Origin of the sequence: Acinetobacter sp. 826659 (genome assembly GCF_000588515.1) — a bacterium.
GTDB classification, from domain to species: domain Bacteria; phylum Pseudomonadota; class Gammaproteobacteria; order Pseudomonadales; family Moraxellaceae; genus Acinetobacter; species Acinetobacter pittii.
The window spans coordinates 342,316-366,209 of sequence record NZ_JFYD01000003.1 but is presented as its reverse complement, the minus strand read 5'-3'; the positions used below and the strand labels follow the sequence as shown (position 1 = coordinate 366,209).

Annotated in this window: 25 protein-coding genes; 10 read left to right on the top strand and 15 right to left on the bottom strand. The window is 39.5% G+C overall.

The features are described 5' to 3' along the window. Window positions 1–10: 10 nt before the first annotated feature. The 4 genes from nusB to J663_RS08705 form a co-directional block, all read right to left on the bottom strand. The gene (gene nusB, locus J663_RS08720) at window positions 11–460 is read right to left on the bottom strand and encodes a transcription antitermination factor NusB (RefSeq protein WP_002119137.1); all 450 of its coding nucleotides are present in this window, start codon (window positions 458–460) and stop codon (window positions 11–13) included. 3 nt (window positions 461–463) lie between these two features. Continuing rightward, entirely contained in the window at window positions 464–934 is a 471-nt protein-coding gene (ribE, locus tag J663_RS08715) for a 6,7-dimethyl-8-ribityllumazine synthase (RefSeq protein ID WP_002119264.1), read from the bottom strand. An 11-nt stretch (window positions 935–945) separates the two neighbouring features. Next, the gene (ribBA, locus tag J663_RS08710) at window positions 946–2,067 is read right to left on the bottom strand and encodes a bifunctional 3,4-dihydroxy-2-butanone-4-phosphate synthase/GTP cyclohydrolase II (protein ID WP_002119278.1); all 1,122 of its coding nucleotides are present in this window, start codon (window positions 2,065–2,067) and stop codon (window positions 946–948) included. Between the two features lie 239 nt (window positions 2,068–2,306). Continuing rightward, the gene (locus tag J663_RS08705) at window positions 2,307–3,614 is read right to left on the bottom strand and encodes a hypothetical protein (protein ID WP_081404677.1); all 1,308 of its coding nucleotides are present in this window, start codon (window positions 3,612–3,614) and stop codon (window positions 2,307–2,309) included. A 59-nt stretch (window positions 3,615–3,673) separates the two neighbouring features. Between J663_RS08705 and serB the strand changes: the two genes are divergently transcribed. Next, a complete protein-coding gene (serB, locus tag J663_RS08700) occupies window positions 3,674–4,897 on the top strand; it encodes a phosphoserine phosphatase SerB (protein WP_033849135.1) in 1,224 nt (407 codons plus the stop codon). 23 nt (window positions 4,898–4,920) lie between these two features. Here the strand turns inward: serB and J663_RS19720 are convergent, their stop codons facing one another. Continuing rightward, window positions 4,921–5,193 (bottom strand): hypothetical protein, encoded by a 273-nt coding sequence (locus J663_RS19720; RefSeq protein WP_025465982.1) that lies wholly within the window; start codon window positions 5,191–5,193, stop codon window positions 4,921–4,923. A gap of 113 nt (window positions 5,194–5,306) precedes the next feature. Between J663_RS19720 and aciT the strand changes: the two genes are divergently transcribed. Together aciT and J663_RS08685 are read left to right on the top strand one after the other, a co-directional pair. Continuing rightward, window positions 5,307–5,642, top strand: a complete 336-nt coding sequence (aciT, locus tag J663_RS08690; RefSeq protein ID WP_002119105.1) for a ciprofloxacin tolerance protein AciT — start codon at window positions 5,307–5,309, stop codon at window positions 5,640–5,642. Between the two features lie 252 nt (window positions 5,643–5,894). Beyond that, window positions 5,895–6,374, top strand: coding sequence for an SCP-2 sterol transfer family protein (locus tag J663_RS08685; RefSeq protein WP_033849133.1), 480 nt, complete (start codon window positions 5,895–5,897; stop codon window positions 6,372–6,374). Window positions 6,375–6,417: 43 nt separating this feature from the next. Here J663_RS08685 and dtd read toward each other — a convergent pair whose 3' ends face one another. Then, complete coding sequence (gene dtd, locus J663_RS08680; protein WP_033849130.1) at window positions 6,418–6,861, bottom strand: D-aminoacyl-tRNA deacylase; 444 nt, start codon at window positions 6,859–6,861, stop codon at window positions 6,418–6,420. 168 nt (window positions 6,862–7,029) lie between these two features. On the opposite strand from dtd, the gene pncB reads away from it, so the two are divergent. From pncB to J663_RS08655, 5 genes are all read left to right on the top strand, one after another. Continuing rightward, on the top strand, window positions 7,030–8,244 hold the full coding sequence (pncB, locus tag J663_RS08675; protein ID WP_033849127.1) for a nicotinate phosphoribosyltransferase: 1,215 nt from the start codon (window positions 7,030–7,032) through the stop codon (window positions 8,242–8,244). 148 nt (window positions 8,245–8,392) lie between these two features. Further along, complete coding sequence (locus J663_RS08670; RefSeq protein ID WP_033849126.1) at window positions 8,393–9,241, top strand: sulfurtransferase; 849 nt, start codon at window positions 8,393–8,395, stop codon at window positions 9,239–9,241. After that, window positions 9,238–10,089, top strand: a complete 852-nt coding sequence (asd, locus tag J663_RS08665) for an archaetidylserine decarboxylase (RefSeq protein ID WP_032006660.1) — start codon at window positions 9,238–9,240, stop codon at window positions 10,087–10,089. Before J663_RS08670 ends, asd begins: the two co-directional genes overlap by 4 nt. Before the next feature lie 425 nt (window positions 10,090–10,514). Continuing rightward, window positions 10,515–11,735, top strand: a complete 1,221-nt coding sequence (locus J663_RS08660) for an acetamidase/formamidase family protein (protein WP_033849124.1) — start codon at window positions 10,515–10,517, stop codon at window positions 11,733–11,735. Between the two features lie 130 nt (window positions 11,736–11,865). Further along, complete coding sequence (locus tag J663_RS08655; protein WP_033849122.1) at window positions 11,866–12,285, top strand: hypothetical protein; 420 nt, start codon at window positions 11,866–11,868, stop codon at window positions 12,283–12,285. A gap of 71 nt (window positions 12,286–12,356) precedes the next feature. Here the strand turns inward: J663_RS08655 and J663_RS08650 are convergent, their stop codons facing one another. After that, window positions 12,357–13,115, bottom strand: coding sequence for an AcfC family putative adhesin (locus tag J663_RS08650; protein WP_033849119.1), 759 nt, complete (start codon window positions 13,113–13,115; stop codon window positions 12,357–12,359). A 241-nt stretch (window positions 13,116–13,356) separates the two neighbouring features. Here J663_RS08650 and J663_RS08645 point away from each other — a divergent pair, with 241 nt between their 5' ends. After that, window positions 13,357–14,553, top strand: coding sequence for an alpha/beta fold hydrolase (locus J663_RS08645; RefSeq protein ID WP_033849116.1), 1,197 nt, complete (start codon window positions 13,357–13,359; stop codon window positions 14,551–14,553). A 68-nt stretch (window positions 14,554–14,621) separates the two neighbouring features. Here the strand turns inward: J663_RS08645 and phoR are convergent, their stop codons facing one another. The 3 genes from phoR to J663_RS08630 form a co-directional block, all read right to left on the bottom strand. Beyond that, window positions 14,622–15,980, bottom strand: a complete 1,359-nt coding sequence (gene phoR, locus J663_RS08640) for a phosphate regulon sensor histidine kinase PhoR (RefSeq protein WP_002121907.1) — start codon at window positions 15,978–15,980, stop codon at window positions 14,622–14,624. 9 nt (window positions 15,981–15,989) lie between these two features. Then, window positions 15,990–16,700 carry a phosphate regulon transcriptional regulator PhoB gene (gene phoB / locus J663_RS08635; RefSeq protein WP_000650776.1) on the bottom strand — a complete coding sequence of 237 codons (711 nt, stop codon included), beginning with the start codon at window positions 16,698–16,700 and terminating at the stop codon, window positions 15,990–15,992. A 254-nt stretch (window positions 16,701–16,954) separates the two neighbouring features. Further along, a complete protein-coding gene (locus tag J663_RS08630; RefSeq protein WP_005066712.1) occupies window positions 16,955–17,626 on the bottom strand; it encodes a TetR/AcrR family transcriptional regulator in 672 nt (223 codons plus the stop codon). Window positions 17,627–17,836: 210 nt separating this feature from the next. Between J663_RS08630 and J663_RS08625 the strand changes: the two genes are divergently transcribed. Continuing rightward, complete coding sequence (locus J663_RS08625; protein ID WP_002121857.1) at window positions 17,837–18,670, top strand: SDR family NAD(P)-dependent oxidoreductase; 834 nt, start codon at window positions 17,837–17,839, stop codon at window positions 18,668–18,670. 59 nt (window positions 18,671–18,729) lie between these two features. On the opposite strand, the gene J663_RS08620 is transcribed toward J663_RS08625, so the two are convergent. The 5 genes from J663_RS08620 to J663_RS08600 all read right to left on the bottom strand — a co-directional run bounded on the left by J663_RS08620 (window position 18,730) and on the right by J663_RS08600 (window position 23,873). Further along, window positions 18,730–20,097 (bottom strand): MATE family efflux transporter, encoded by a 1,368-nt coding sequence (locus J663_RS08620; RefSeq protein WP_033849115.1) that lies wholly within the window; start codon window positions 20,095–20,097, stop codon window positions 18,730–18,732. Between the two features lie 106 nt (window positions 20,098–20,203). After that, on the bottom strand, window positions 20,204–21,358 hold the full coding sequence (locus J663_RS08615) for a pyridoxal phosphate-dependent aminotransferase (protein ID WP_033849113.1): 1,155 nt from the start codon (window positions 21,356–21,358) through the stop codon (window positions 20,204–20,206). Between the two features lie 28 nt (window positions 21,359–21,386). Further along, window positions 21,387–22,697: a DUF445 domain-containing protein gene (locus J663_RS08610; protein ID WP_005078711.1), complete on the bottom strand. Its 1,311-nt coding sequence runs from the start codon at window positions 22,695–22,697 to the stop codon at window positions 21,387–21,389. A 13-nt stretch (window positions 22,698–22,710) separates the two neighbouring features. Continuing rightward, a complete protein-coding gene (locus J663_RS08605; RefSeq protein WP_031968727.1) occupies window positions 22,711–23,274 on the bottom strand; it encodes a CC0125/CC1285 family lipoprotein in 564 nt (187 codons plus the stop codon). 59 nt (window positions 23,275–23,333) lie between these two features. Continuing rightward, window positions 23,334–23,873 carry a DUF924 family protein gene (locus J663_RS08600; RefSeq protein ID WP_002121850.1) on the bottom strand — a complete coding sequence of 180 codons (540 nt, stop codon included), beginning with the start codon at window positions 23,871–23,873 and terminating at the stop codon, window positions 23,334–23,336. Between the last annotated feature and the right edge of the window lie 21 nt (window positions 23,874–23,894).

Sequence of the window (23,894 nt, the reverse complement as noted above, 5' to 3'; positions counted from 1 at the left end):
TTCAAACCTATTAGTTTGCTTGTTGTTTTTCAGCACTACGTAGTGTTGAACTTAAACGATCTAGAACGCCATTAATGTATTTATGGCTATCTGCTCCACCAAAGTGTTTAGCGAGTTCAATAGCTTCATCTAGAACGACACGATAAGGTACTTCTAAATGATCACGTAACTCGTAAGCACCCAAGCGTAATGTTGCTAGCTCTACACCATCAAGTGCACTAAGTTCACGGTCAAGAACCGGAATAAGTAATGCATCAAGATCTTCGTGCTGTGCAATCACTTGTGTTAACAGTTCGTGATAGTAGTTTAAGTCTACCTTGTGCATTGCATTTTCCGCACGGGTACGTGCTTCGATTTCATGTACAGGGTTGTGACTCATTTGCCACTCATAAATACCTTGTACAGCAAAACGACGTGCTTTGCGTTTTGCTGCATAAGCGGCTTGCAGTGTTTGAGACATGCTTTAAATTGCCTTTAATAAATTAACCATTTCAATTGCAGTTAAAGCAGCTTCGCTACCTTTGTTTCCTGCTTTTGTACCTGAACGTTCGATGGCTTGCTCGATGCTATCAGTAGTTAATACACCATTGATGACAGGCAAGCTGCTTTCTAACGCGACTACACCTAAACCTTTTGCACATTCACCAGCAACGAAGTCAAAGTGTGGTGTGCTACCACGAATAACTGCGCCAAGTGCGATGATTGCATCAAATTGATTTGATGTAGCTAATTTTTTAGCAACAATCGGGAGTTCCCATGCGCCAGGAGCATGAATAACAGTAATGTTATCTTCATTTACACCATGACGTTTTAATGTGTCGATTGCACCATCCAATAAGTGTTCAACAACAAAACTGTTGAAACGACCCACTAAAATCGCATAACGACCTTCGCTTGCGAGATGTAATAAACCTTCAATACGGCGAATTGCCATAGCAACCTCGATTATTTCGTTGTGATTTGATCAGCAGTGACATATTCCACTACTTCTAAATTAAAGCCAGATAAAGCATTGAAACGTAATGGTGAGCTAAGAAGCTTCATTTTTTCAACACCTAAGTCACGCAAAATTTGAGCACCGACACCAATGGTTTGATATTGATGTGAAAGTGCTGCATTGGATTTCACCGGTTTTGGCTTATTTAAATCATCCAACGCTGGTCCCAAGTCTTGCAAATGATCTTGTCCGATCCAGACTAAAACACCGCGATCACTCGCTGCAATCGTCTGTAGGGCACGGTCTAAGTTCCACGCAGGTTCACCATCAGCTTTATTGAGCTTAAGCAAATCGCGAATTGGACTAAAACCATGCACACGTACTGTTGTAACACCTTCTTTTGGCTCGCCTTTAACTAAAGCCAAATGAATGTCCGGGTTACCAATCTCACGATAACGATAAAGTTCAAATGAACCATATTCTGTTTGAATGGTTTTTTGATCCAGACGTTCAACCGTTTGCTCATTGGTCATGCGGTAGTGAATCAAGTCCGCAATTGTACCAATTTTTAAGCCATGCTTCTCGGCAAAAATTTCTAAATCTGCACGGCGTGCCATTGTGCCATCTTCATTAATGATTTCACAAATGACAGAAGCTGGTTCAAGACCTGCTAAACGTGCTAAATCACAACCTGCTTCGGTATGGCCTGCACGATGTAAAACACCACCTGGTTGTGCCATTAACGGGAAAATATGACCCGGCTGTACGATATCAGTTGGTTTTGCATGTGCTGCGACAGCAGCTTGAATTGTATGTGCACGCTCTGCTGCTGAAATACCTGTGGTAATCCCTTCAGCGGCTTCGATTGATAAGGTAAAGTTTGTACTGTGCTGAGCACCGTTTTGGTCAACCATCAATGGAAGGTTTAACTGTTTACAGCGCTCACGGCTTAGCGTTAGGCAAACTAGACCACGTGCATGGGTAATCATGAAGTTAATATCTTCAGGACGAACATGCGTTGCTGCAATGACAAGATCACCTTCATTTTCGCGATCTTCGTCATCCATCAAGATAACCATTTTGCCTGCACGAATATCGGCGACAAGATCTTCAACACGACTCAGCGGCATTCGCTTTCACCTTTTTTTGTCGTAAGACAATTTCTATTTAATAAATTTTGCATAGTTTACGCTGTTTAGAGAATTTTGCCTATGATTCTGATTTATCCAAATTTGTGAACTCTAAGAATAGATCGAGAGTTATTTATACAAATAAATCATAAGAAAATGGAGTAGTTTTAAATAAAAGCTATGAATTTAAATAAAAAAACCTAGCCAAAAGGCTAGGTTCTGATGCGCGTAGTTACTTTTTATGAAGCTGCACTACTTGGACTATCATTTTGTGGAATTGATTTTTTCCCCATTAAAATTTCAGTCCGGATATTTTGAGCAAGTTCAGCACATTCTGCATTCATACCATTGATCATAAATGCATGACGTGTCATCACATTGCTTGGGTTTGGCATTGCAACAAGTTGGTAGCTGTCTTGAATTGCTTTGAGCTGTTCATTTTCGAGATATAAAGCAGACTCTTTAGCGTGAAGATGTTGTGCTAAACGTTGAGCAGCTTCTTTTGCATCGATTTGCATAGCTTCTACAGCATTACATGTTGCACTACGAGTTTGCAGCGCAAAGCGTTTATCTTCACGATAACGTTTATATAAAACATCTGAAAGTAGTTGGAATACGGTTCCAATCATAAGCAGACATTCTACGGCATGCGTATGAGAAGTTGAAATCGCAAGTGTCGCGCCTTCGGCATTAAACTCATCTACTACTTCAATATCTGTGAGCTTCAATTGATAATGCTTAACGCATAACTCAATACTCTTGTTTAAAAAGAGTTGGCAGAGTTTGAAATAAGGAACAGATACCGATTGGTTAACACTGCTTAATAACTGTTTAGGGTCATAAAACTGAATATTGAGTGCCAACGTATGTTGGTCAGCTGAATCTGAAGTTTTCTCGGCTTGTTGGCGAACTGCTGGTTTCGCTTTAGCTTGTTGCTGAGCTTGTGCAACCAAGGTTACCGTATTTTGTTTTTCTAGAGCCAATGCTTGAGTTAACTGCTGAATTTCATGCTTCAAGCGGTTTTCTTCATTAATGCGTGCCAAATATTCGCTTCGTGTTGGACGAGCAATCGCGCGATAGGAAAGCCATAATAAAACATGCAAAAACAGAGAAGCTAAAATTGCAAGCCATTGAGTACGAAGAATTTCTCCAATACTTGGCTGAATCAACGTAACTTCGATAGATCCGACTTTCTTTTCATTTTGAAGGGCATCACGAGCAAAAATTTCGCCTTGGCGGGTTTTTGAAATTCCGCTTGTTGCTAGAACCTGTTTGTTCGCATCAAGAATGCGAATAGACGCAACACTTGGATTGGTCGCATAGCGATTGGCAATCAGAGCTAAAGACACCGTATTAGCAGGTTCAAGCTCAGATAAGCTGTCTGCAACGAGCTGACTGGTCATGAGCTGACCTTGACTCGCACGGTTTTCATTAAGCTGGTGTGTCGTTGCAATGACCAATAAAAAGGTATGCAATGCAAAACTAACGATCAGTAGGCTAGCAAATAGCCCTTGTCTAGGCGCAATCAAGTTAAACTTCCAAGGCAATTATATTGAAATTCGATTATGATTCTTACAATAGTTGTCACTCAGACTAGAGTCAATTCATGCGAGAAATCATTCTTATATCCTTTTTAGGACCGGACCAACCAAACCAGTTTACCCGATTAATGCAAGTACTATCCGTACATTCATTGCAAATACTGGATGTAGGTCAGGCTGTTATTCATAATCAACTTACATTAGGCATTGTGGTCGCTTCTAATAATGAAACTGCGACCGCATTGGCAATGAAAGAGATTCTGATTTTAGCACATGATATTGGCTTAACAGTGCGCTTTAAACCAATCACGGGCGCAGAATACGATCAATGGGTAAGTGAAGGCGGACGTACTCGTTATATCGTCACGGCTTTAGCCCCAGAACTCACTGCGGCACACTTACAAGCAGTTACAAAAATTGTGTCTAGCCAAGGCTTTAACATCGAAACGGTAACACGTTTATCAGGTCGTGTAGACTTCGAAGGAGATAACAAATTTCCACGTCGTGCCTGTGTACAGTTTGGTTTAAGTAGCGGCCCAACTTTAGATGCACAAGCCATGCGTGCTGCATGTTTACTTCTTTCAAGCGAACTAAATATCGATGTTGCTGTTCAAGAAGACAACGCTTATCGCCGTAATCGCCGTTTGGTGTGTTTCGATATGGACTCAACATTAATTGAACAAGAAGTGATTGATGAGTTGGCGATTGAAGCAGGGGTAGGCGCACAAGTTGCTGAAATTACTGAAAGAGCGATGCAAGGTGAGCTTGATTTCCAGCAAAGCTTCCGTGCACGTGTTGCATTATTAAAAGGGCTTGATGCTGCTGTTTTACCTAAAATTGCAGAGCGTTTAACCATTACCGAAGGTGCAGAACGTCTTATCTCGACCTTAAAGGCACTTGGTTATAAAACAGCAATTTTATCTGGTGGATTCCAGTATTTTGCTGAATATTTACAAGGCAAACTCGGTATTGATGAAGTTCACGCTAACATTTTAGATGTGCAAGACGGCTTCGTAACAGGCGAAGTAAAAGGTGCAATTGTTGATGGTGCCCGTAAAGCTGAGTTATTACGCGAACTTGCAAATAAGATGGGAATTTCTTTAGAGCAAGCGATGGCCGTAGGCGATGGTGCAAACGATTTACCGATGCTTGCGATTGCAGGTTTAGGCGTCGCTTATCGTGCAAAACCATTAGTACGCCAAAATGCAAATCAAGCGATTTCAAGTGTTGGTTTAGATGGTGTGCTTTATTTACTCGGTATGCATGATAAAGATTTAAATCGTGCTTAACCTATATGGATAAGCTTTAAGCGCTACTTCAGAGTAGCGCTTTTTTTATGTAGAATAGTCATAAAAACAAGCAAGTTATGACAAAATTTTGCACAGAAAAAAGGCAATAAAAAAATCTGAAAAAAACTTATTTTGGTCCTTAAAAACAGCATATTTTTTTGTAATGACACGCCAGAATTGATGCCATATAGGGAATCGAACTTTTTGAATTTTACAAAAATGTAATGACAAAAGAATGTTGCGACAAAGTATGTCGCATTAAGAAAAAACGGGTCTTTTTTTCTAAAAAAAAACATCCATAATGCATCGTAAGCTTCAACACAAATCATGAATTAAAGTTGTTTTTGGAATGAGGTCGGGTATTAAAGACCGAATGTTTTTAGACGTTTTCATTAAGACGGAGGTTTCTATGGTAACAGCGAATTTTGCCGCTATCGCCGGATTCAGCTTAATTGCTGTCGCGCTTGTTGCTGTTTTCTTTTCTCCTTACCGTCGTTGGCTTGGTTTTATGCTTGCAGGGATGTTCTTTTGGGGGCTATTGGAAGTGGTCCGTTTTGGAGTTCAAGTCACTTTTGAAATGCCAGTCACATATAGTTATTTAACTGCATTAAGTCTAGCGATGGTAATGGTTACATTTATTTTGTTACGTGAGGATAAACAAGCACAAAAGGCATTGGCAAATCGCCAATATATAGAACACACGCCAGTATATGAAGATGATCAGCAGCAATGTTCTAGCCGATAATTAAATTGTTATCTAAAGGTAAAAAGGTATGCACAGCATGCCTTTTTCATTTACGAAACGTGATTTTTATTATACAAAGCATTTATTAAAAAATAGCCAGTTATGCTACGATAGATGCGTCTGTTGACGTTTCATCTAGATTGCGTTGCCAGCTAAAAAATTATCAATTGATGCATAAAACACAGGCAATGGTATGTCGTTGCTAAGTTTTGCTCTAAAGTTTTCATAAAAATACAATAGGCGTGAATGTTCATGAAACTTTCTTCCATACCTGTAGTCAAGTTACCTCTCGTTGATGTCAGTACAGACCCGTTAGATTTATTGGTAGCAGGTTTAGTGCTGCGTATGAAGCAGTTGGCGCGTACTAGCCCTAAGTTTATTGAACTGATTCATGACCGCGCGTTCCGTATTCAGATTGGTACAGATCTAGGCGTTGCACGTCAGATCATTATTAATAATGGTCAAATTGACACGGTTGCAGGTGCACCTGAGAAAGCTGATTTTATTTTGCAATTCGCAGACAGTGAGCAAGGCGTAAAAACTTTGATTAAAGGTGACCCAACAGCATTTATGACGGGTATGCAAGACGGCAGCATTAAAATGGAAGGTGATTTCAGCCTATTGGTATGGTTTAACCAAGTCGCTAAGCTCATTCCACCTAAGTTACCAAAACCAGTAAAAGAAAAAGTACGTCAGGCGCGTGCTTTCATTAAAGAGAAAACTGGACGTTAATTGCCAGACATAAAAAAACTCCCATTTGGGAGTTTTTTTATGTCTATGCTTCGACTTCCAAATTGAAAGTTACTGGCCCATCATTAATGAGGTGTACTTTCATATCCGCAGCAAAAATTCCGGTTTGAACGTTTTCAAATTGAGAATGTGTATATTCAACCAATTGTTCGTATAATGCTTTTGCGTCGCTAGGTGGCATCGCTGGGCCAAAGTCTGGACGCAAACCTTTTTGTGTTTGTGCCATTAAGGTAAATTGCGACACAAGTAGGATTCCACCATTTGCTTGAGATACATTCCAGCCCATTTTGCCTTGCTCATCATCAAAGATTCGATATTTCAAAATTTTATCAATAAGCTTTTGGCCAATAGCCAAATTATCATTTCGGCCAATGCCTAAAAAGACTAATAGGCCTTGTTGGATTTCGCCTGTAGTTTCACCGTCTACCACCACTTTGGCTTCAAGAACTCGTTGTATTAAAGCGCGCATAGTTAAAGCAAATTTCTTTAATTAATTGAATTAACGTAGTTTAGCAGAATTTAAATTAAATGATTTTTAAAAGGAAATTTCATGGAACTGCAACAATGGTATAAAACCTCGCAATTCATCCATAAAAATATGCTTTAATGCTAAGAAGCAAGCGAATAATCATTGACTATGTCTCCAATTATCCATTCTTTACTAGATACAGACTTGTACAAATTTACGATGTTACAAGTGGTTTTGCATAAATTCCCGCAAACCCATAGTGTCTATCATTTTCGCTGTAGAAATTTAGAAGATACTGTCTATCCACTAGTAGATATTTTGGATGATTTAAATCAGCAACTCGACTATTTGTGTAGCCTTAAATATAAAGAAGATGAGCTTCAATATTTACGTAAATTACGCTTTATCAAAAGTGACTTTGTTGATTATTTAGAACTATTTCAACTGAAACGACGTTTTATTCAGGCTAGCATTGATGCAGAAGGTCGTTTGGATATTCGTATTGAAGGTCCAATGGTCCAGGCCATGATGTTCGAGATTTTTGTTCTGGCAATTGTAAACGAGTTATATTTTAGCCGTATCAAAACAGACCAAGTTTGGGCTGAAGGCGAACGCCGTTTACAAGCAAAACTTGATTTGATTCAGCAATATGAAAAATCTCAACAGCCGAATGATCCACCGTTTTTAGTTTCTGATTTTGGTACACGCCGTCGTTATAGCTTTGCATGGCAAAAACATGTCGTAGCGGCATTTCATAAAACTGTACCAAATGTGTTCCGTGGTACAAGTAATGTGTTGCTGGCTAAAGAGCTTAACATTACACCGATCGGAACTATGGCACATGAGTTCCTACAAGCTTTTCAGGCACTTGATGTACGTTTGCGTGATTTCCAAAAAGCTGCTCTGGAAACGTGGGTACAAGAGTACCGTGGAGATTTGGGAATTGCCCTAACCGATGTGGTAGGGATGGACGCCTTCTTGCGTGATTTTGACCTATATTTTGCAAAACTATTTGATGGGTTACGTCATGACAGTGGCGACCCGTATGAGTGGGGCGATAAGGCGTATGCGCACTATCGTAAATTAAAAATTGATACTAAAACCAAAATGTTGACCTTTAGTGATGGTCTTAATTTGCCAAAGGCATGGGAATTGCATCAATACTTTAAAGATCGTTTTCAGGTGAGTTTTGGTATTGGAACTAACCTAACCAACGACATGGGGCAAAAGCCGCTGAATATTGTGTTGAAACTGGTTGAGTGTAATGGTCAGTCAGTTGCGAAGATCTCTGATAGTCCGGGTAAAACCATGACTGACAACGATACTTTCTTGGCCTATTTACGTCAGGTTTTTGAAATCGAAGAACTTGAAGAGGTGGTTTAAGTAAAAAGTAGTCTCGCTATTTTTTATTTTGAAAAGTGAGAATGCTGATATCTGATTTTCTGCTAAAGCGTAGCAGAAAATCAGAGTTTGTTAGATATATGCTTATGCTAAGATTGAAAATAAGCTGGTATAAAAAGAAACCATGACGATGACACTCCCTGATTTTAAACTCGATTTATTAATAGAAGCAGAAGAATTAGTGCCTTATTTAGGCAATGAATATATTCGCATTATAGATTTGAGCCGTGCATCGGTTTATGAACAACTCCATATTCCACATGCCATTCATTTACAGCCTAAATGGTTAGTGGCTCAACAAGAAGAAGCCACTGGTGTTTTGCCGGATGAAGCGGGTTTGCAAGCACTGATTGAAAAATTGAATATTTCACCTAATCATCATGTTGTGGTTTATGACGATGAAGGTGGGGCATGGGCTGGGCGTTTAATCTGGAATTTGCATTGCCTAGGATTTACCCGTACCAGTTTAATTAACGGCGGTATCCATGCATGGTTAGGTGCAGGCTTACCAACTACAGCAGAAGTTGAAAAAATTTCTCCTGTTACAGACTTAATTCAAATTGATTTATCACATGCCACTCAGTTCCGTGTGAACTATGAAGAGCTACGCAAACAAGTTGAGCAAGAAAGTGTGCAACTGTGGGATTGCCGGACGAGTGATGAATATAGTGGTGTCCGTTTAGCAGCGCGACGCGGCGGTCACATTCCAAATGCCCTCCATTTTGAATGGAGTACTGCACTTAATCGTCAAAATCATCTAAAATTGCATCCGCTTGAACGCACGCGGCAGCGCCTTGAACAACTTGGGTTCGATTTACAACAACCTGTAGTTGTGTACTGCCAGTCACATCACCGTTCCGGTTTGGCCTATATTCTGGCTAAACTCTTGGGCTGGGAAGCAAAAGCCTATGATGGTGCGTGGAGTGAATGGGGCAATCGCCTCGATAGTCCTATTATTACTGGAGAATCACCGTCGTGAGTTTCACATCTCGATTAAAAAAAGAATTATTTATTAAGGCACAAAACCTTGTACCACAGCATCAATTGAGCCGTGTGGTAGGTAAAGTTGCTGCGAGTGAAAATCCAGTTGTGAAAAACGCTGTTATTCATGCGTTTAAAGCTAAATATGGGATTGATTTATCGATTGCTGAACAAGGCAATGCACTGAAATATAAATCTTTTAATGACTTTTTTACCCGTGCATTAAAAGAGGGTGTACGTCTGATTGATGAAAATACAGATAGCATTGTCTCACCAGCGGACGGCGCAATTTCCCAAATTGGTAAAATTACTGCGGGTGAAGTCTTTCAAGCAAAAGGTCAAAGTTTCTCTGTAGAGAAACTCATTGGCGATCCACAACTTGCTCAACCATTCCAAGACGGTGAGTTCGCGACAGTTTATTTATCACCGCGTGATTACCATCGTGTTCATATGCCGTTTGCCGGGACATTAACAGAAACGTTATACGTGCCAGGCGAGCTATTTTCAGTAAATCAGGTCACTGCTGAAAATGTACCGGGATTATTTGCTCGTAATGAACGCATGGTGTGTTTGTTCGATACTGAACTTGGCCGTATGGCTGTTGTTCTAGTAGGTGCGATGATTGTTGCTGGTATTGAAACTGTGGCAACAGGCAAGGTAAAACCTTCAGGCCGTATCGAATTACAACATCATCAGTTAAAGCTAGAGAAAGGTGCTGAGCTTGGACGTTTTTATTTAGGTTCTACAGCTGTTATTTTATTTGAAAAAGATAAGATCGAATGGGAACAACGTTTTAAAGCTGAGTCTGTAGTTGTAATGGGCGAGCGCATGGGACATACCGTTTAGTCCATTAAATAGCTCCTTAAAAACAAGTAAACCCTGACTTTAATTATTCAGGGTTTTTTTGATTTAAATTATATAAACCTAAAATATATAATTATGTTTGGATTTATATTATATGGAAATATAATTATTATTAAGTGATCTAAATGAGTACGTTATATAAGCTAGTCTATAAATATGTATCTGAAGAGAGCAAAAATATTAATATGATTAAAAATTAATAAATAAAAATAGAATGAAATACTTAAGTTAGACTTAAGTCGAGGTTTTAATTTCATTTGAAGATAAGTTATTAAATCTAAAAAATTATTTATTTTTTTATAAGCAAGAAATGCTTTTTAGATATTACACAACTTTAGCCTTGGCACAATGCTTGCTACTTGTTCAGGACTTTACTGTAACTTTCATATTTTTTAGGTTCTGAAATCATGTTAAAAGTTAAACGCCTGACAGCTTCGGTTTTATCTGTACTTTGTATTTCACTCACCCATGCCAATGATTTTAAAGTTTTAAATCAAATTTCAAAACAACCTACTCAACTTCAAAATGGAGAATATAAAGGTAATTATTACGTTCCATCTACTTTAAATACCATTACATGGGGCTATTTACCAAATCGAGATGCTAAACCCGTGCTTACTGTTCCGTCGGGTAGTGTTGTGACATTTGATACGGTTTCTCATGAAGGTTTGCTTGAAGACCAAGGGCGTAATGCTGAAAAGTTCTTTCAATCGAAAGGTGTCAAATCTAATGAAATCTTGGAAGATGCAAAAATAATTACGCAGTCAAATTTAAAGCATGATTTTCATAAAGATGGGCCGCATATTGTGACAGGCCCTGTTGCAATTGAAGGCGCACAGCCCGGTGATATTTTGAAAGTTGAGGTACTTAAAGTTGAGCCGCGTGTTCCTTACGGTGTGATTTCAAATCGACATGGTAAGGGAGCTTTAGTAGGGGAGTTTCCTAAAAAAGCAAAGCAAGAAAATGCATCGGCTGAGCATCCTGAACGCTATGGAAATGTATCGATTTTCACTCCAATTGAAAAAAATGCTAAAGGTGAATACGAAGGTGTATTAAAAACAGAATCTGGTAAATCAATACGTTTTCCGCTCTATCCTTTTATGGGAATTATGGGGGTAGCAGCCAATACGTCTGAGCCTGTTCACTCTGTACCCCCTGCAATGTATGGCGGAAATATTGATATTAATGAACTAGGTGCAGGTTCAACTGCGTATTATCCTGTTCAGGTTAAAGGTGCATTATTCTATACGGGTGATAGTCATTTCGCGCAAGGAGATGGAGAGGTGGCATTAACGGCACTAGAAGCTTCAGCCCGCGCCACGCTGAAATTTACCTTACTCAAAGCAGGTAAGGACAAAATACCGGGCAAAGATTTAAAACAACCTTTAGCTGAAAATGCTGAGTTTTGGATTACACCGGGTCTAGATGAAGATCTTGATGAAGCGATGAAGAAATCTACACGTGAAGCCATTCGTTTCTTAAACCAAGAATACGGTATTGATGAAGCGACAGCGTATGCTTATTTAAGTGCCGCAACTGATTTTGAAGTTTCACAAGTGGTAGATAAAACTAAAGGTATTCATGCAAAAATCAGAAAAGCTGATTTTAAAGAGTTTGATCGTAAATAATTGAGATGACCTGAGCTTGGTATTTAAAATATTAAATACCAAGCTAATCTTATTTTAAATATTTATCAGTTTTATATAATTTATAATTAAGTATAATAAATCTCACATATATTGATTAGTATAAAATCTAATGCAATCACTTCCGAACGTTCTACTATATCTTGCTGCTTTATTAACATTCTGTGCCGCATTACTTCATTTTGTGTGTGTGTTCTGGGGAGCAAATGGTTTTCGGTTTTTAGGGGCTGGTAAAAGTATTGTCCAGATGGTCGAAAGAGGGCATTGGTATCCTAATTTTACAGCTATAACTGTGGGGTTAATTCTAACTGTATGTGCTACATATGCCTTGTTTGCAGCAAAGGGAATACAGATATTACCTTTTACCAAAATTATTCTGTCGCTTGTTGCAGCGGTTTTTCTTATCCGTGGTTTTGCTTTTCCATGGTTAAAGTCAAAATTTGTGGGTAATAGTGATTTATTTTGGTATGTCAGCTCAGCCTTTTGTTTAATACTGGGCGCTTTATATGCCGCAGGTGTATATTTAATTTGAAACGAATATATTCTAGGTGAACTAGAGTGAATAATTTTAAAAAATAAAAGGGAGCTGCGCTCCCTTTTTAATTATTTAGTCCAACCATATTTTTTGAAAATAGTATTGCCTTGTTGTGAAGATAGAAAATCTACAAAACGTTTAGCCTCGGCATCTTTTAAACTATGTTTAGTCAAGGCTACACCTGTGTCGCGATAGACAACTAGCTCTGGTTCGATAGGAATAATTTGTCCAACATCTGGATTACTGATTCCCCAAATATTAAAGACTAACCAAGCATCATAGCTGCTATTTTCTTCCCATTTTTTCTTGGCAATACCTGTGTTGGCTGCATAGGTGGCAATATTTTTTCGAAAAGCTTTTGTTAATTGAATATTTCCGGTTCTGCCAGCGATATCTTCCCACATACCGACTTGACCCGCCCCATGAGTAACTAAAACTTTAACGCCAGATTTAGCTAGATCTTTAAATCCTTTAATATTTTTAGGATTTCCTTTGCGTACTAAAATGGCTGCAGGGCGTAAATATAAAGGTTCCACCGAGTCTTTTATAATTTGTTCAGAAAAAGCATTTTCGAAATCAGACATCATGGCTTCGGAACCACTATATATAACGTCAGCATCTAGTTTCGCTTTTTCAGACCATTGAGCAGTAGGTCCAGAAGTCACATGAACTGCTATTCCTGTCTTATTGGTGAATTGTTTGGCGGCTTCTTTCATAGCGGGTGCTGGCCCACCTGGACCATATACTTGTACATCTGCAAAACTATGGATAGATAGAGAACCGAGAATAAGAAAAATCAGGTAGGGTATAAATTTTTGTTTTGGCATTTTAATCGCTATCGTAATTAAGAAAATATCAGCATATATTTTTTATTATTGAAATTGGATTAATTTTTGCAACGATATTTATAATACATTTATTTAAAATATATTTTAATGAGATTTTAAGAGACTATATAAATGTAAATTATTTTGAGTTGAATATAAATATAGATAATTTTATGGTAATTTATATTTTATAAATTAATTATTTAAATAGATGTAATGTAAATAATAGAGGAGTAATCCCTTGATTAGAAAAAGTAATTCTTTATTAAAAATTTTATTTAGCAGTATTTGTTTGGTATCCGGTTCTGCTATGGCTATTCCAATTACAGATTTGAGTAGGCAAATTGTGAGCGAAAAACCGGGTTCAATACTTTCTATAGCGCAGCAAGATGTGACGGATTTATTTCCTCATGCAGATCAGCGTTTGTTGGTCAATTATCGTAGTCGAGGTGTGAATGGCGAGCCTATCGTTGCCTCAGCGTTTATTTTATTACCGAAAGGAACACCACCAAAAAATGGCTGGCCGATCCTGGCTTGGGCGCATGGTACGACAGGAGTTGCTGATACTTGTGCACCTTCGGGTGATTATGTCGGTGGGCCCGTTCATTCATATCAAGAAGTTGCTTCTAAAGCTTTAGATGGTTGGCTTGCACGTGGCTATGCAGTTGTTGCGCCGGATTATCAGGGCTTAGGTACATTAGGCGCACATCCTTATATGAATGCAAAGAGCCAGCTGCATACGGTGGTCGATGCAGTGCGGGCATTACATATGCTTAAGCCTAAGAATTTTAATAAACAGTGGTTGGTGATGGGACATAGTCAAGGCGGGGCTGCAGCAATTGTAGTGTCTGCCTATGGTCAAAAAGATGCTCCCGAATTAGATTTAAAAGGGGCAATCGCTCTTGCGCCAGGCGGCTATCAATACGAAGGCATTGCAGAATATGTGAAAACTAATCCGAACCCAGAACCTAGTGTGGCTGCTTTTTTCCCAATTGTGTTATTGGGAGCACAAGCAGCAGAACCAAGCATTGTTCCTGAAAACTTAGTCAGTTCAGAAATGAATACGGTGCTAACTCAAGCGCGTAGCCGCTGTTTATCTGAACTTCAATCTGATTTGAAAAAATCGCCTTCGAGCATATTTCGTTCTAATGCTGACTTAAAACCTCTTTTGGCTTATCTTAAAAAGCAGTCCATTGAAAATATGGTGCCTACCGTACCATTAATGATTGTTCAAGGCTCTAAAGATCATTTAGTCGACCCTAGAGGGACATCTGCTTATTACCAACAGCTATGTAAATTAAAAAAACCAACTATTTATCAAACGATTGATGGTGGCGATCATCGTGATGCACTGCGTCAAAGTAATACTTTTGCCACTCACTTTTTAAATGTCATAGAAAAAAACCAGACAAAATCGTATTGCTCTAATTTTAAGTAAATTGGTTTAAATAATACAAAAAAGCCGACTTTTCATGAGTCGGCTTTTTAAATGTGAGAGGGCCAAATTTAGGTCATGTTATAGAGTCTTTCTTTTGGAAAAACTGCGGTAAATGTTGATCCCTCATTTTCTTTAGATTGAACATCTAAATACGCGCCGTGTTGCATCAGCACGTGTTTTACAATGGCTAAGCCTAAACCTGTACCACCTGTTTGACGACTACGGTCGCTATCAACACGATAGAAGCGTTCAGTCAGTCGTGGCAAATGTTTAGGGTTAATTCCGATGCCTGTGTCTTGCACACTAAAGTATGCATGTTCACCATCATCATGCCAGCCAATGGTAATGGTTCCACCTTTTGGCGTGTACTTGATGGCATTGGTAATTAAATTACTAAATGCGCTGGCAATTTCCATGTCGGAACCAATCAGGTCACAGTGGCTATCAATATGTAAATTGAGCGTGTGTCCATAATCGGCATTGTAGGCCTGAGCATCATCAAACAATTGATTCATTAAACTCGGCATTTCAATAATCTGGTTTTTTGCAATTTTCTTATTATTTTCTAAATTTGATAACAGTAGTAAATCATTGACCAACGCATTCATACGTTTGGTTTGTGATTGCATCTGGTCAAATGCACGTTTCCAGCGTGGGCTAATATCTTCCTGATCGGTAAAGGTTTCGATATAACCACTGAGCACCGTTAATGGCGTACGAAGTTCATGCGAAATATTATCGACAAAGTCTTTACGCATTTGCTCAAGGTTGTGCATACGAGTCACATCGTAAGCCACCAATAAACGACTTTCTCCACCAAATCTTGTGAGTTTAACCTGCACATAACGGTCATCATCAAAATTGGAATGGAGTTTAATTCCATCAGGTGCCTGATCAATATTGTTAAAATATTCAATAAAAGTAGGCTGACGTAAAATGGTTAATAAGTTGCGGCCACGGTCGAGAGGACTGATTCCTAACAAACGTTCGGCAGCAGGGTTCCACCACTCGATTTGATGTTGGTCATCAATGAGTACAACCGCTTCAGCAAGAGCAACTAATGAAGACTGAGCCCGGTCAATTAAACCGACCATTTCGGCCTGAACAATTCGTTCCTGACGCTGAGCACGGTAAACATTAAATAACAATGCCCCCCAAATCCCGTTAAGGTTTGGAGGAACGTCATAAGGTTTATTCGCAATCCAGTCATTGACCAGATATAAAGAACGCAACTGGAGTGTAAAAAACACCACGAAGGCGATAAAAATACAGCTCCAGAAATACCCAATACCGAAACCGACTAAACCGGCAATAATTAGAAAAAATAATAAAAGCCGTAAATCTTGTTTGGCAAACGTCCATAAACTACTGTAACGAGAAAGCTTTTGTTCACGTACCTGTTCAGGGACGGGGTAGGGTTCATACATAAATCTTGGTTAACCTGCGGCTAAATCTGCACGTGTTGAGAAACGGTAGCCAGTTCCACGTACAGTCTGAACAAATCGGTCAACACCAAAAGGTTCTAACACTTTACGTAAACGACGGATATGCACATCGATAGTGCGGTCTTCAATATATACATTACCGCCCCATACCTGATCGAGCAACTGGGCACGCGTATATGCACGTTCTGGATGGGTCATAAAAAACGCAAGTAAGCGATATTCAGTTGGGCCCATATCTAAAATGCTGTTGCCAAAGCTAACACGTTGGCTTACAGGATCAAGAATTAAACCATTGGCATCAATTGTTTTTTCGCCACTTAATGCATTAGCACGACGCAGAACTGCCTTAATACGTGAAACCAGTTCACGTGTAGAGAAAGGCTTAGTCATGTAGTCATCTGCACCTGCGTCAAGACCTTGTACTTTGTGGTCTTCTTCTCCGCGAGCGGTCAGCATAATCACTGGAATTTCTGCTAGGTTCTCATCGCGTTTTAAGCGGCGACATAAATCGACACCACTTACTCCTCCAGGTAACATCCAATCAAGCAAGATAAGCGCCGGACGTTGGTCGACGATAATTTGATGAGCTTGTTTGGCATCTTCTGCCTGTAAACACTGAAAGCCTGCCATGTCCAAAGAAGTATGGATCATTTCACGAATAGGAAGCTCATCATCGACAATTAAAATATAGTCATCTTTCACAACGCAATATCCTATAGATTTAACGGTGAACCGTTTTGTAGTTATGACAGGCTTATTACAAAGATTAATTATGACAATTTCATTGCAGAAAAGTCTATAAAAATGAATTTAGCAATAATTTGTGACAAAACTAAGGCAAAGGTATGACCAAATTATGACATCTCAGCCTCAAACTTTCTAAAATCATTCAATAGGTTATCACCTTAATTGCTTAGCTATTTTTTCACATTTTTAGCTGTCAAAAAACTTTAATATTATTTTGAAACTTGAGCTAATAAAGATAAAAAAACGATACGGCATGCAGTTAAAACCTGTTCAAGAGACTGCTCAAACCCGCCCATCACCCATCGAATCGCAATTTGAGTGACATATCCATTTAAACCCGTTGCGATTAAAGAGAGCTCATTTTCGTGGTGTTGAATTTGCGGCATGGTCAGCATAACAAAGGCTTGAATCATGCGATCAAATTGCGCAAGTGTTTCTTGAATGGTGGCCTGATTATGTAATTCTTGTACCAAGACTGCGTCGACATAGACAATACGAGCTAATCTCGGGTCATCTTTTAATGTCGTCAGCAGTGCTTTTAAACCTGCATCAACCATTTTTTCTGGATCGGGGGCAGCTTTAATCACGGCTTGCATCAGATTTTGCTGTAATTCTTCAATCATTTTTAAAAAGATGGTTTGAAATAAATCTTCACTCTTTTTAAATGATTCATAAAAATAACGTTCGGTGAGTTTTGCCTCTTGGCAGACATCTTTTACCGTCACTGAAAAAAAACCAAGGGTTCCGTAGGTTGCAATACCCGCTTCAATCAGTTTTTCACGGCGTGCCTCTTTACGTTCAGATAGAGATAACCCTTTGAACTGACGTTCTTTACTCACACTTTTTGTTTTCTTTTTACTGGTTGAGTCGTTAGTCGCCATAAATAAATTGTTTCCTAAAGAATGGTTTCCTAATTTATAGGTTTTGGCCAAATATACTCACTATGATAAAGCCCTCTGCATAATTGTGCCATTCTATCTGAAATTACAGTGTACTATATTGACAATGTGTATTGTCAAAATTATATTGAAGGTGTCTAAAGTGCACATGCAATGAACCGATTGTGCAAATCGAAAAACAAAGGATGGACAATGAAAAATTTTAAAAACAAAGTCGCTGCAATTACGGGCGCGGGTTCTGGCATTGGGCAACAGTTAGCAATTCTTTTGGCAAAACAGGGCTGCCATCTTTCGTTGAGTGATATTAATGAAAAAGGATTACAACAAACTGTCGAGCTTTTAAAGCCGTACAGCAATATTACTGTTACCACCAAAAAGCTTGATGTGTCTGACCGTGAAGCGGTAAAGCAGTGGGCGCAAGAAACTGTGCAAGATCACGGTTCTGTTAACCTGATTTTTAACAATGCTGGCGTAGCATTAGGTTCTACTGTTGAGGGTGCGACCTACGAAGATTTAGAGTGGATTGTTGGGATTAACTTCTGGGGCGTGGTTTACGGGACTAAAGAATTTTTACCGTTCATTAAGCAAACTCAAGATGGGCACATTATTAACATCTCGAGCTTATTTGGTCTGACTGCTCAACCCACTCAATCTGGCTATAACGCAACTAAATTTGCTGTGCGTGGCTTTACCGAATCATTACGCCAAGAGTTAGATATTGAAAAAAGTGGTGTGAGTTCTTTATGCGTACATCCGGGGGGAATTCGCACCAATATTGCTAAAGCTGCAAAAATGAGTGATAGCTTGAGTACTTTAGGTATGGACCCAGCTAAATCGATTCAAAACTTTGATAAGTTCCTACGTACTCCACCAGAAGAAGCGGCTCGTCAAATCTTGGATGCTGTTTTGAAAAATAAACGCCGTTTATTGATTGGTAGTGATGCAAAATTTCTTGATGCATTGCAGCGTTTGTTCCCAACAGGATATCAACGCGCTTCAACCGTTGTGACCAAATGGATGAAATAAGATTTAAGTTAAAAAAAAGCCATCAAATGATGGCTTTTTTTTATATGGCTTGGATGGTTCTAAATAAGAACTTTGATCGTCTTTTTTTTCCAGATAAATTGATAATACAAGCCTTGAATAATACATAAACTCACAAATGCCAGGGCATACGCAACCCAAATGCCTTTAAGGCCCCACATTGAGCTAAACCAATAAGCACATGGAATTTCAATAAATAAAATGGCAGAGATGTTAATCAGCATTGGAACAGTCACAGTACCGCTCGCACGCATGATAGATGCAAAAATGGCACCTGCACCAAAGAATAAAATTGCCCAAAGTACAATAAATAAAAGCTGTTGACCTAACACCACCACAGTTGGGTCGGTAATAAATAGAGCCATTAAATACTTTGAAAATAGATAGCCAAGTGCAATTAAGGCACCTGTAAATAAAAAGTTCATTCCCAGAGCCGTGCGAGTTACTCGCGCTAATAGATCTGATTTACCCGCACCAATCGCTTGCGCTGCAAAAATTGAGGCTGCGATGGAGATCGAAATCGCTGGAAACTGAATGTAGTTGAGCACCTGATTCACTGCACCATACGCTGCTGTAGCATGTGAACCATAATGGTTAACCAATCCAACAATAACTAAACCCGCCATTGAGGTCGTAATCATTTGAATACCCGTCGGGACGCCTAAGCGTAGAATGATTTTACTTAGTTCTGGATTATGACGGATATGTTGCAGCAGCTGACAATTCGGGCGAAGTGAATGATTTTTCTTGTTAAGATAAATCGCGAGAAAAATTAATATTGCGATATAACTAATAATTGATGCTATAGCAGGAGCAATAATCCCTAGGGCAGGAAAGCCAAAATAACCTTTGAGAAGAATTGGTGTAATAATTACACCGATGACACTGGTTAAAGCTAGGGCCAGTAAAGGGGTCGTACTGTCTCCCACACCACGTAAAATTGAGGTATAGATAATATAAACGAACAGAAGAGGGCTACCCGCTAACATCCATTGTACATAAGGCAAAGCAAGATGCATGACCTTCGGGTCAGTACCTAAAAGCTCCAAAATATCATGGGCGAAAAACACACCGATAATCGCGGTAATAATTCCACCAATGATGGTCATAAACAGGGTAGAACCGACCACACTTTGGACTTTCTCTATATTTTGCGCACCCCATGCTTGCCCTACTAAAACAGTCGTACCTGTTGAAATCCCGATAATAAAAGCGAGTAGCAAAAATAAGATAGGGAAATATACAGAAACTGCCGCAATTGCATCTACCCCCATCATTTGACCAACAAAGATGGTATTAATAGTTCCCGACAAGTTCTGCAAAATATTGGTTGCAATCAAGGGTAGCAAGAAAACAAAAAATGTTTTCCATAGATTTTGCTGTTGAATTAAGGACTGTCTTGGTGGCATGTATTCTCCATCGCCCATCTCTTTGTTGAGCTGGGCGGATATTCAACTTAGCATAGTTGGAGCGAATGGCTTGTAGTATTTTTACAGCGCTAAGTGGCTAAATTTATTAACATTGATTTAAAATTTCTCCTGCTTTTTGCAGAGTCTCATCATTTTTAGCAAAGCAGAATCGAATCAAGCGTAAAGACTCAGGCGCTTGCTGGTAGAAAACCGAAACTGGAATTGCCACAATCTTGTGTTGCTCGGCAAGAAACTGGCACATTTCCACATCGTTTAAGTCAGGTCTAATTTGACTGTAATCAAGGTTTTGGAAATAAGTACCTTGAGATGGTTTTAGTAAAAAACGGCTATTGTGAATTGCCTGATTAAATCGATCTCTTTTCGTTTGGTAAAACTGAGAAAGTTCTTGAATATGTTCTGGATGTTGCTCCATATATTGCGCTAGCGCAATCTGACAAGGAGTCGTGCCACAGAAATTCGCATATTGATAAATCTGGCGGAATAAACGCATTAGCTCAGGTGAAGCGACGCAGTAACCCGTTTTCCATCCTGTCACGTGAAAGGTTTTTCCAAAAGAACCAATCACAAAACTACGCTCTCTGAGCTCTGGAAAATGCAATGCGCTAAAGTGTTGTTGACCATCAAAAACTAAGTGTTCATAGACCTCATCGGATAAAACCAGAATATTTTTATCTTGAATCAGTTCAATGAGTTCTAACCAGTCTTGTTTTGCCCAGATCGTACCGGTTGGATTATGGGGCGTATTCACCACAATCATACGGGTTTTGTCATTAATCAAATCTTTAACTTGTTGCCAGTTCACCTTAAAGTCAGGTGCTTGCAACGCAATATGAACAGCTTTACCGCCTGCTAACTCGACAGAAGGGCCATAGCTATCATAACTTGGGTCAAAAATAATGACTTCATCACCTACATTGATGCAAGCTTGTATGGCACAAAAAATTGCAATGGTTGCACCGGGAGTAATCGTGATTTGAGTAACAGGATCAAGTTGAATTTGATCACGCTGCTGAAATTGTAAAGCGAGTTGCTCCCTTAAACCGAGAATACCATCGCCAGGCGGGTACTGATTATGTCCAGCTAAAGTCGCTTGAGATAAGGCTTCAAGTAGGGCTTGTGGCGCCGGAAAATCTGGAAAGCCTTGTGACAGGTTGAGTGCACCTAGACGATGTGCCAGTGCCGTCATGGTACTAAAAATAGTCACGCCTTGAGTGGCCAATTTTGACTGTAGCTGAAACATATTGTTCTCTTATTAAAAATATTTAAAGTTATAAAATTGATTCAATCACTGCCCGAATTACACCGAGTGTCAAACCAATAAATGCACCCACTACCACACCATTTACTCGGATCATATGCAAGTCGCCACCGACTTCATTTTCAATTTTCCCGATCATTTCACGTGAATCCCATTCATGAATGCGTTCACTCACATAGCGTATGATTTTATGGCTATATTGATCCGTAAAATTCATGGCAAGTCCTGTCATTTCTTTGTTGAGAACTTCACGTACTTTTACATTTTGAACAAGGTTTTCACCGAGCTGCTGAATGGCAGCTCGCAGATTCATTGCAATGCCAGAGTCTTCTTTCATTAAATCTTCTTTAATGGCATCACACAAAATGGTGACAGCACCACTAATAAAATTTAGAACTTGAGGACTATCAAGGAGCGCATCTTTACCGCTGTTAAGGCGTTGACTGGCAACACTATCGGGTTTCGCTAGCTCCAGCATGAGTGAATGCGCAATGGTTTCAATTTCTTGTCGCCATGGGTGTTCATGGTCGGCCAGCATCGATTCTACTTTTTCAACCAATGAGTCGATGGTACGTTGTTGAACATCAATACCAATCCAGCTTGCGCCTCTTGCAAGAGACCATACACCTAACGCTTTAAACATTTTTCTGGTTAGTTCACGGGTTTTATCCGGGTTTTGTACCACCCACTCATGGGCAATATCGAGACCACGCTGTAAAACGTCTTGGTGGAAATCATTTTCCAATACTGCACGTAGCATTTCACTGGCAAGTTTGTTGACTTGGGTATTACGTACCCATTGCACACTGTTGTTTTGCACGAAATTAGCAATTTGCTCTTGGCTCACAAATTCAAAAATTTTCGGTACAGTTTGCTGAATGAGCTGCACCACTTGCGTATTGTTTTGCGGACTTGCCAACCATTGACCAATTGCGAGGCTTAAGTCAGTTTTTTCTAAGCTTCTTTCGACCACTTGAGGCGAAAGAAAATTTTCCTGTACAAAACGGCCCATTGACTCTGCAATGCGTGCCTTGTTACGCGGAATAATCTCGGTATGGTCCCGTAAAAACTTAGGAATCGGTAACTTACCAAAAGGGTTCCGAAACAGAACTGTAATCGCGTACCAATCGGCTAGACCACCAACTACGCCTGCTTCGGCCCCTAGCATCAAAATATGAATAAAACCTGTGTACTCTGGCAGAAAACGGTCGGCTACCATCAGTGCAATCCACAGCACAACGACGATGATCAGCGCTAGGGTAGCAAAATATTTACTACGTTTAAGACTGGGCACGTGGTGAACTTCTTCTGCCATGCTCATAAATTTATCCTATTCATTTTTGTTTTACTGGAGGCTCGGGTGGTGGCAACAGCGCTCCTGTCGGACTCAATCCATATTTTTGTCCGATTGATTTCAAGATCAAGGTTGCATCAAAAGCGTCTTGAGGAGCTTGCTTTTGATCCCGATAACATTCAATAGTATACGACACTTGAACAGGGTCGATATTGACCACTTGTGGGAAATCATAGAACGGATCATGCCAGAAACCCGGATAGCGACGACCATAGCCATAAGGATAAAAGCTTGGCGCAGATGGATAAACCACAGCCTGACGTGGTGGTTTCTGACTTTGGTTACTTGGGTCATTCAGTACTTTAAAAAAGCGGAAACCTTTTTGTACGGTCGTTTGCGCTGATTTTACCAAAGTGATTTCTTCAGCTGCACCGTAACTCATATTCGGATCGGCTTGAAAACTAATACGAAACGTTTGCGCGTTTAAAGGGGATGCGGAAAACTGACCAAGTTGATCAAAGGTTTTTGGTTTACTTGGAGTCGTTGCACAAGCAGTTAAGGTTAAGGCAGTGCCTAAGGCTAAACAAAGAGAGAGATATTTCATGGTGAACTCCCAGCTGAGCATTAAAACAAAGATGACTCAGCATTAAAAATTAAGAAGCTTTAAAAACTACTGTTCGGTTCTAATAAAAATTCGGTTTCCTCTGGAGTAGAAACACGTCCAAGAATGGTATTACGATGAGGATAGCGTCCAAATCGATCAATAATGACTTTATGCTTTTTCTCAAAGCTTAAGTTAATTTCATTGCCAAGACGTTGAAATAATTTTAAGGCAAACTCATGAATCAATTTTGATTCACTATGCATAAACGGCATATATAAAAAAGAGCGTTGCTCTGGATTAAGCTGTGCATCGAGTTGCAAACTAATTGCTTCTTGTGCCAAAGCTAATGCCAAGCTGTCATAGGCAAAAGATTGGGGCTGATCACGATAGATATTGCGAGAAAACTGGTCTAGTACAATAATCTCTGCCAAACGACCTTCTGCTGTTTTTCGCCAAGACCAGAGTTCTGCTTGAGTTGCCTGTCGATGAACATCAGAAAAATTTTCACGGATTTTTTTGTCAAAATCATCACTTTTTGCAAACCAAAGTGAACGGTGTTCAGGAGAAAACCAGAAGTTTAAAATGTCTTGTTCGTTCATGATATTGACAACTCTTTAGCA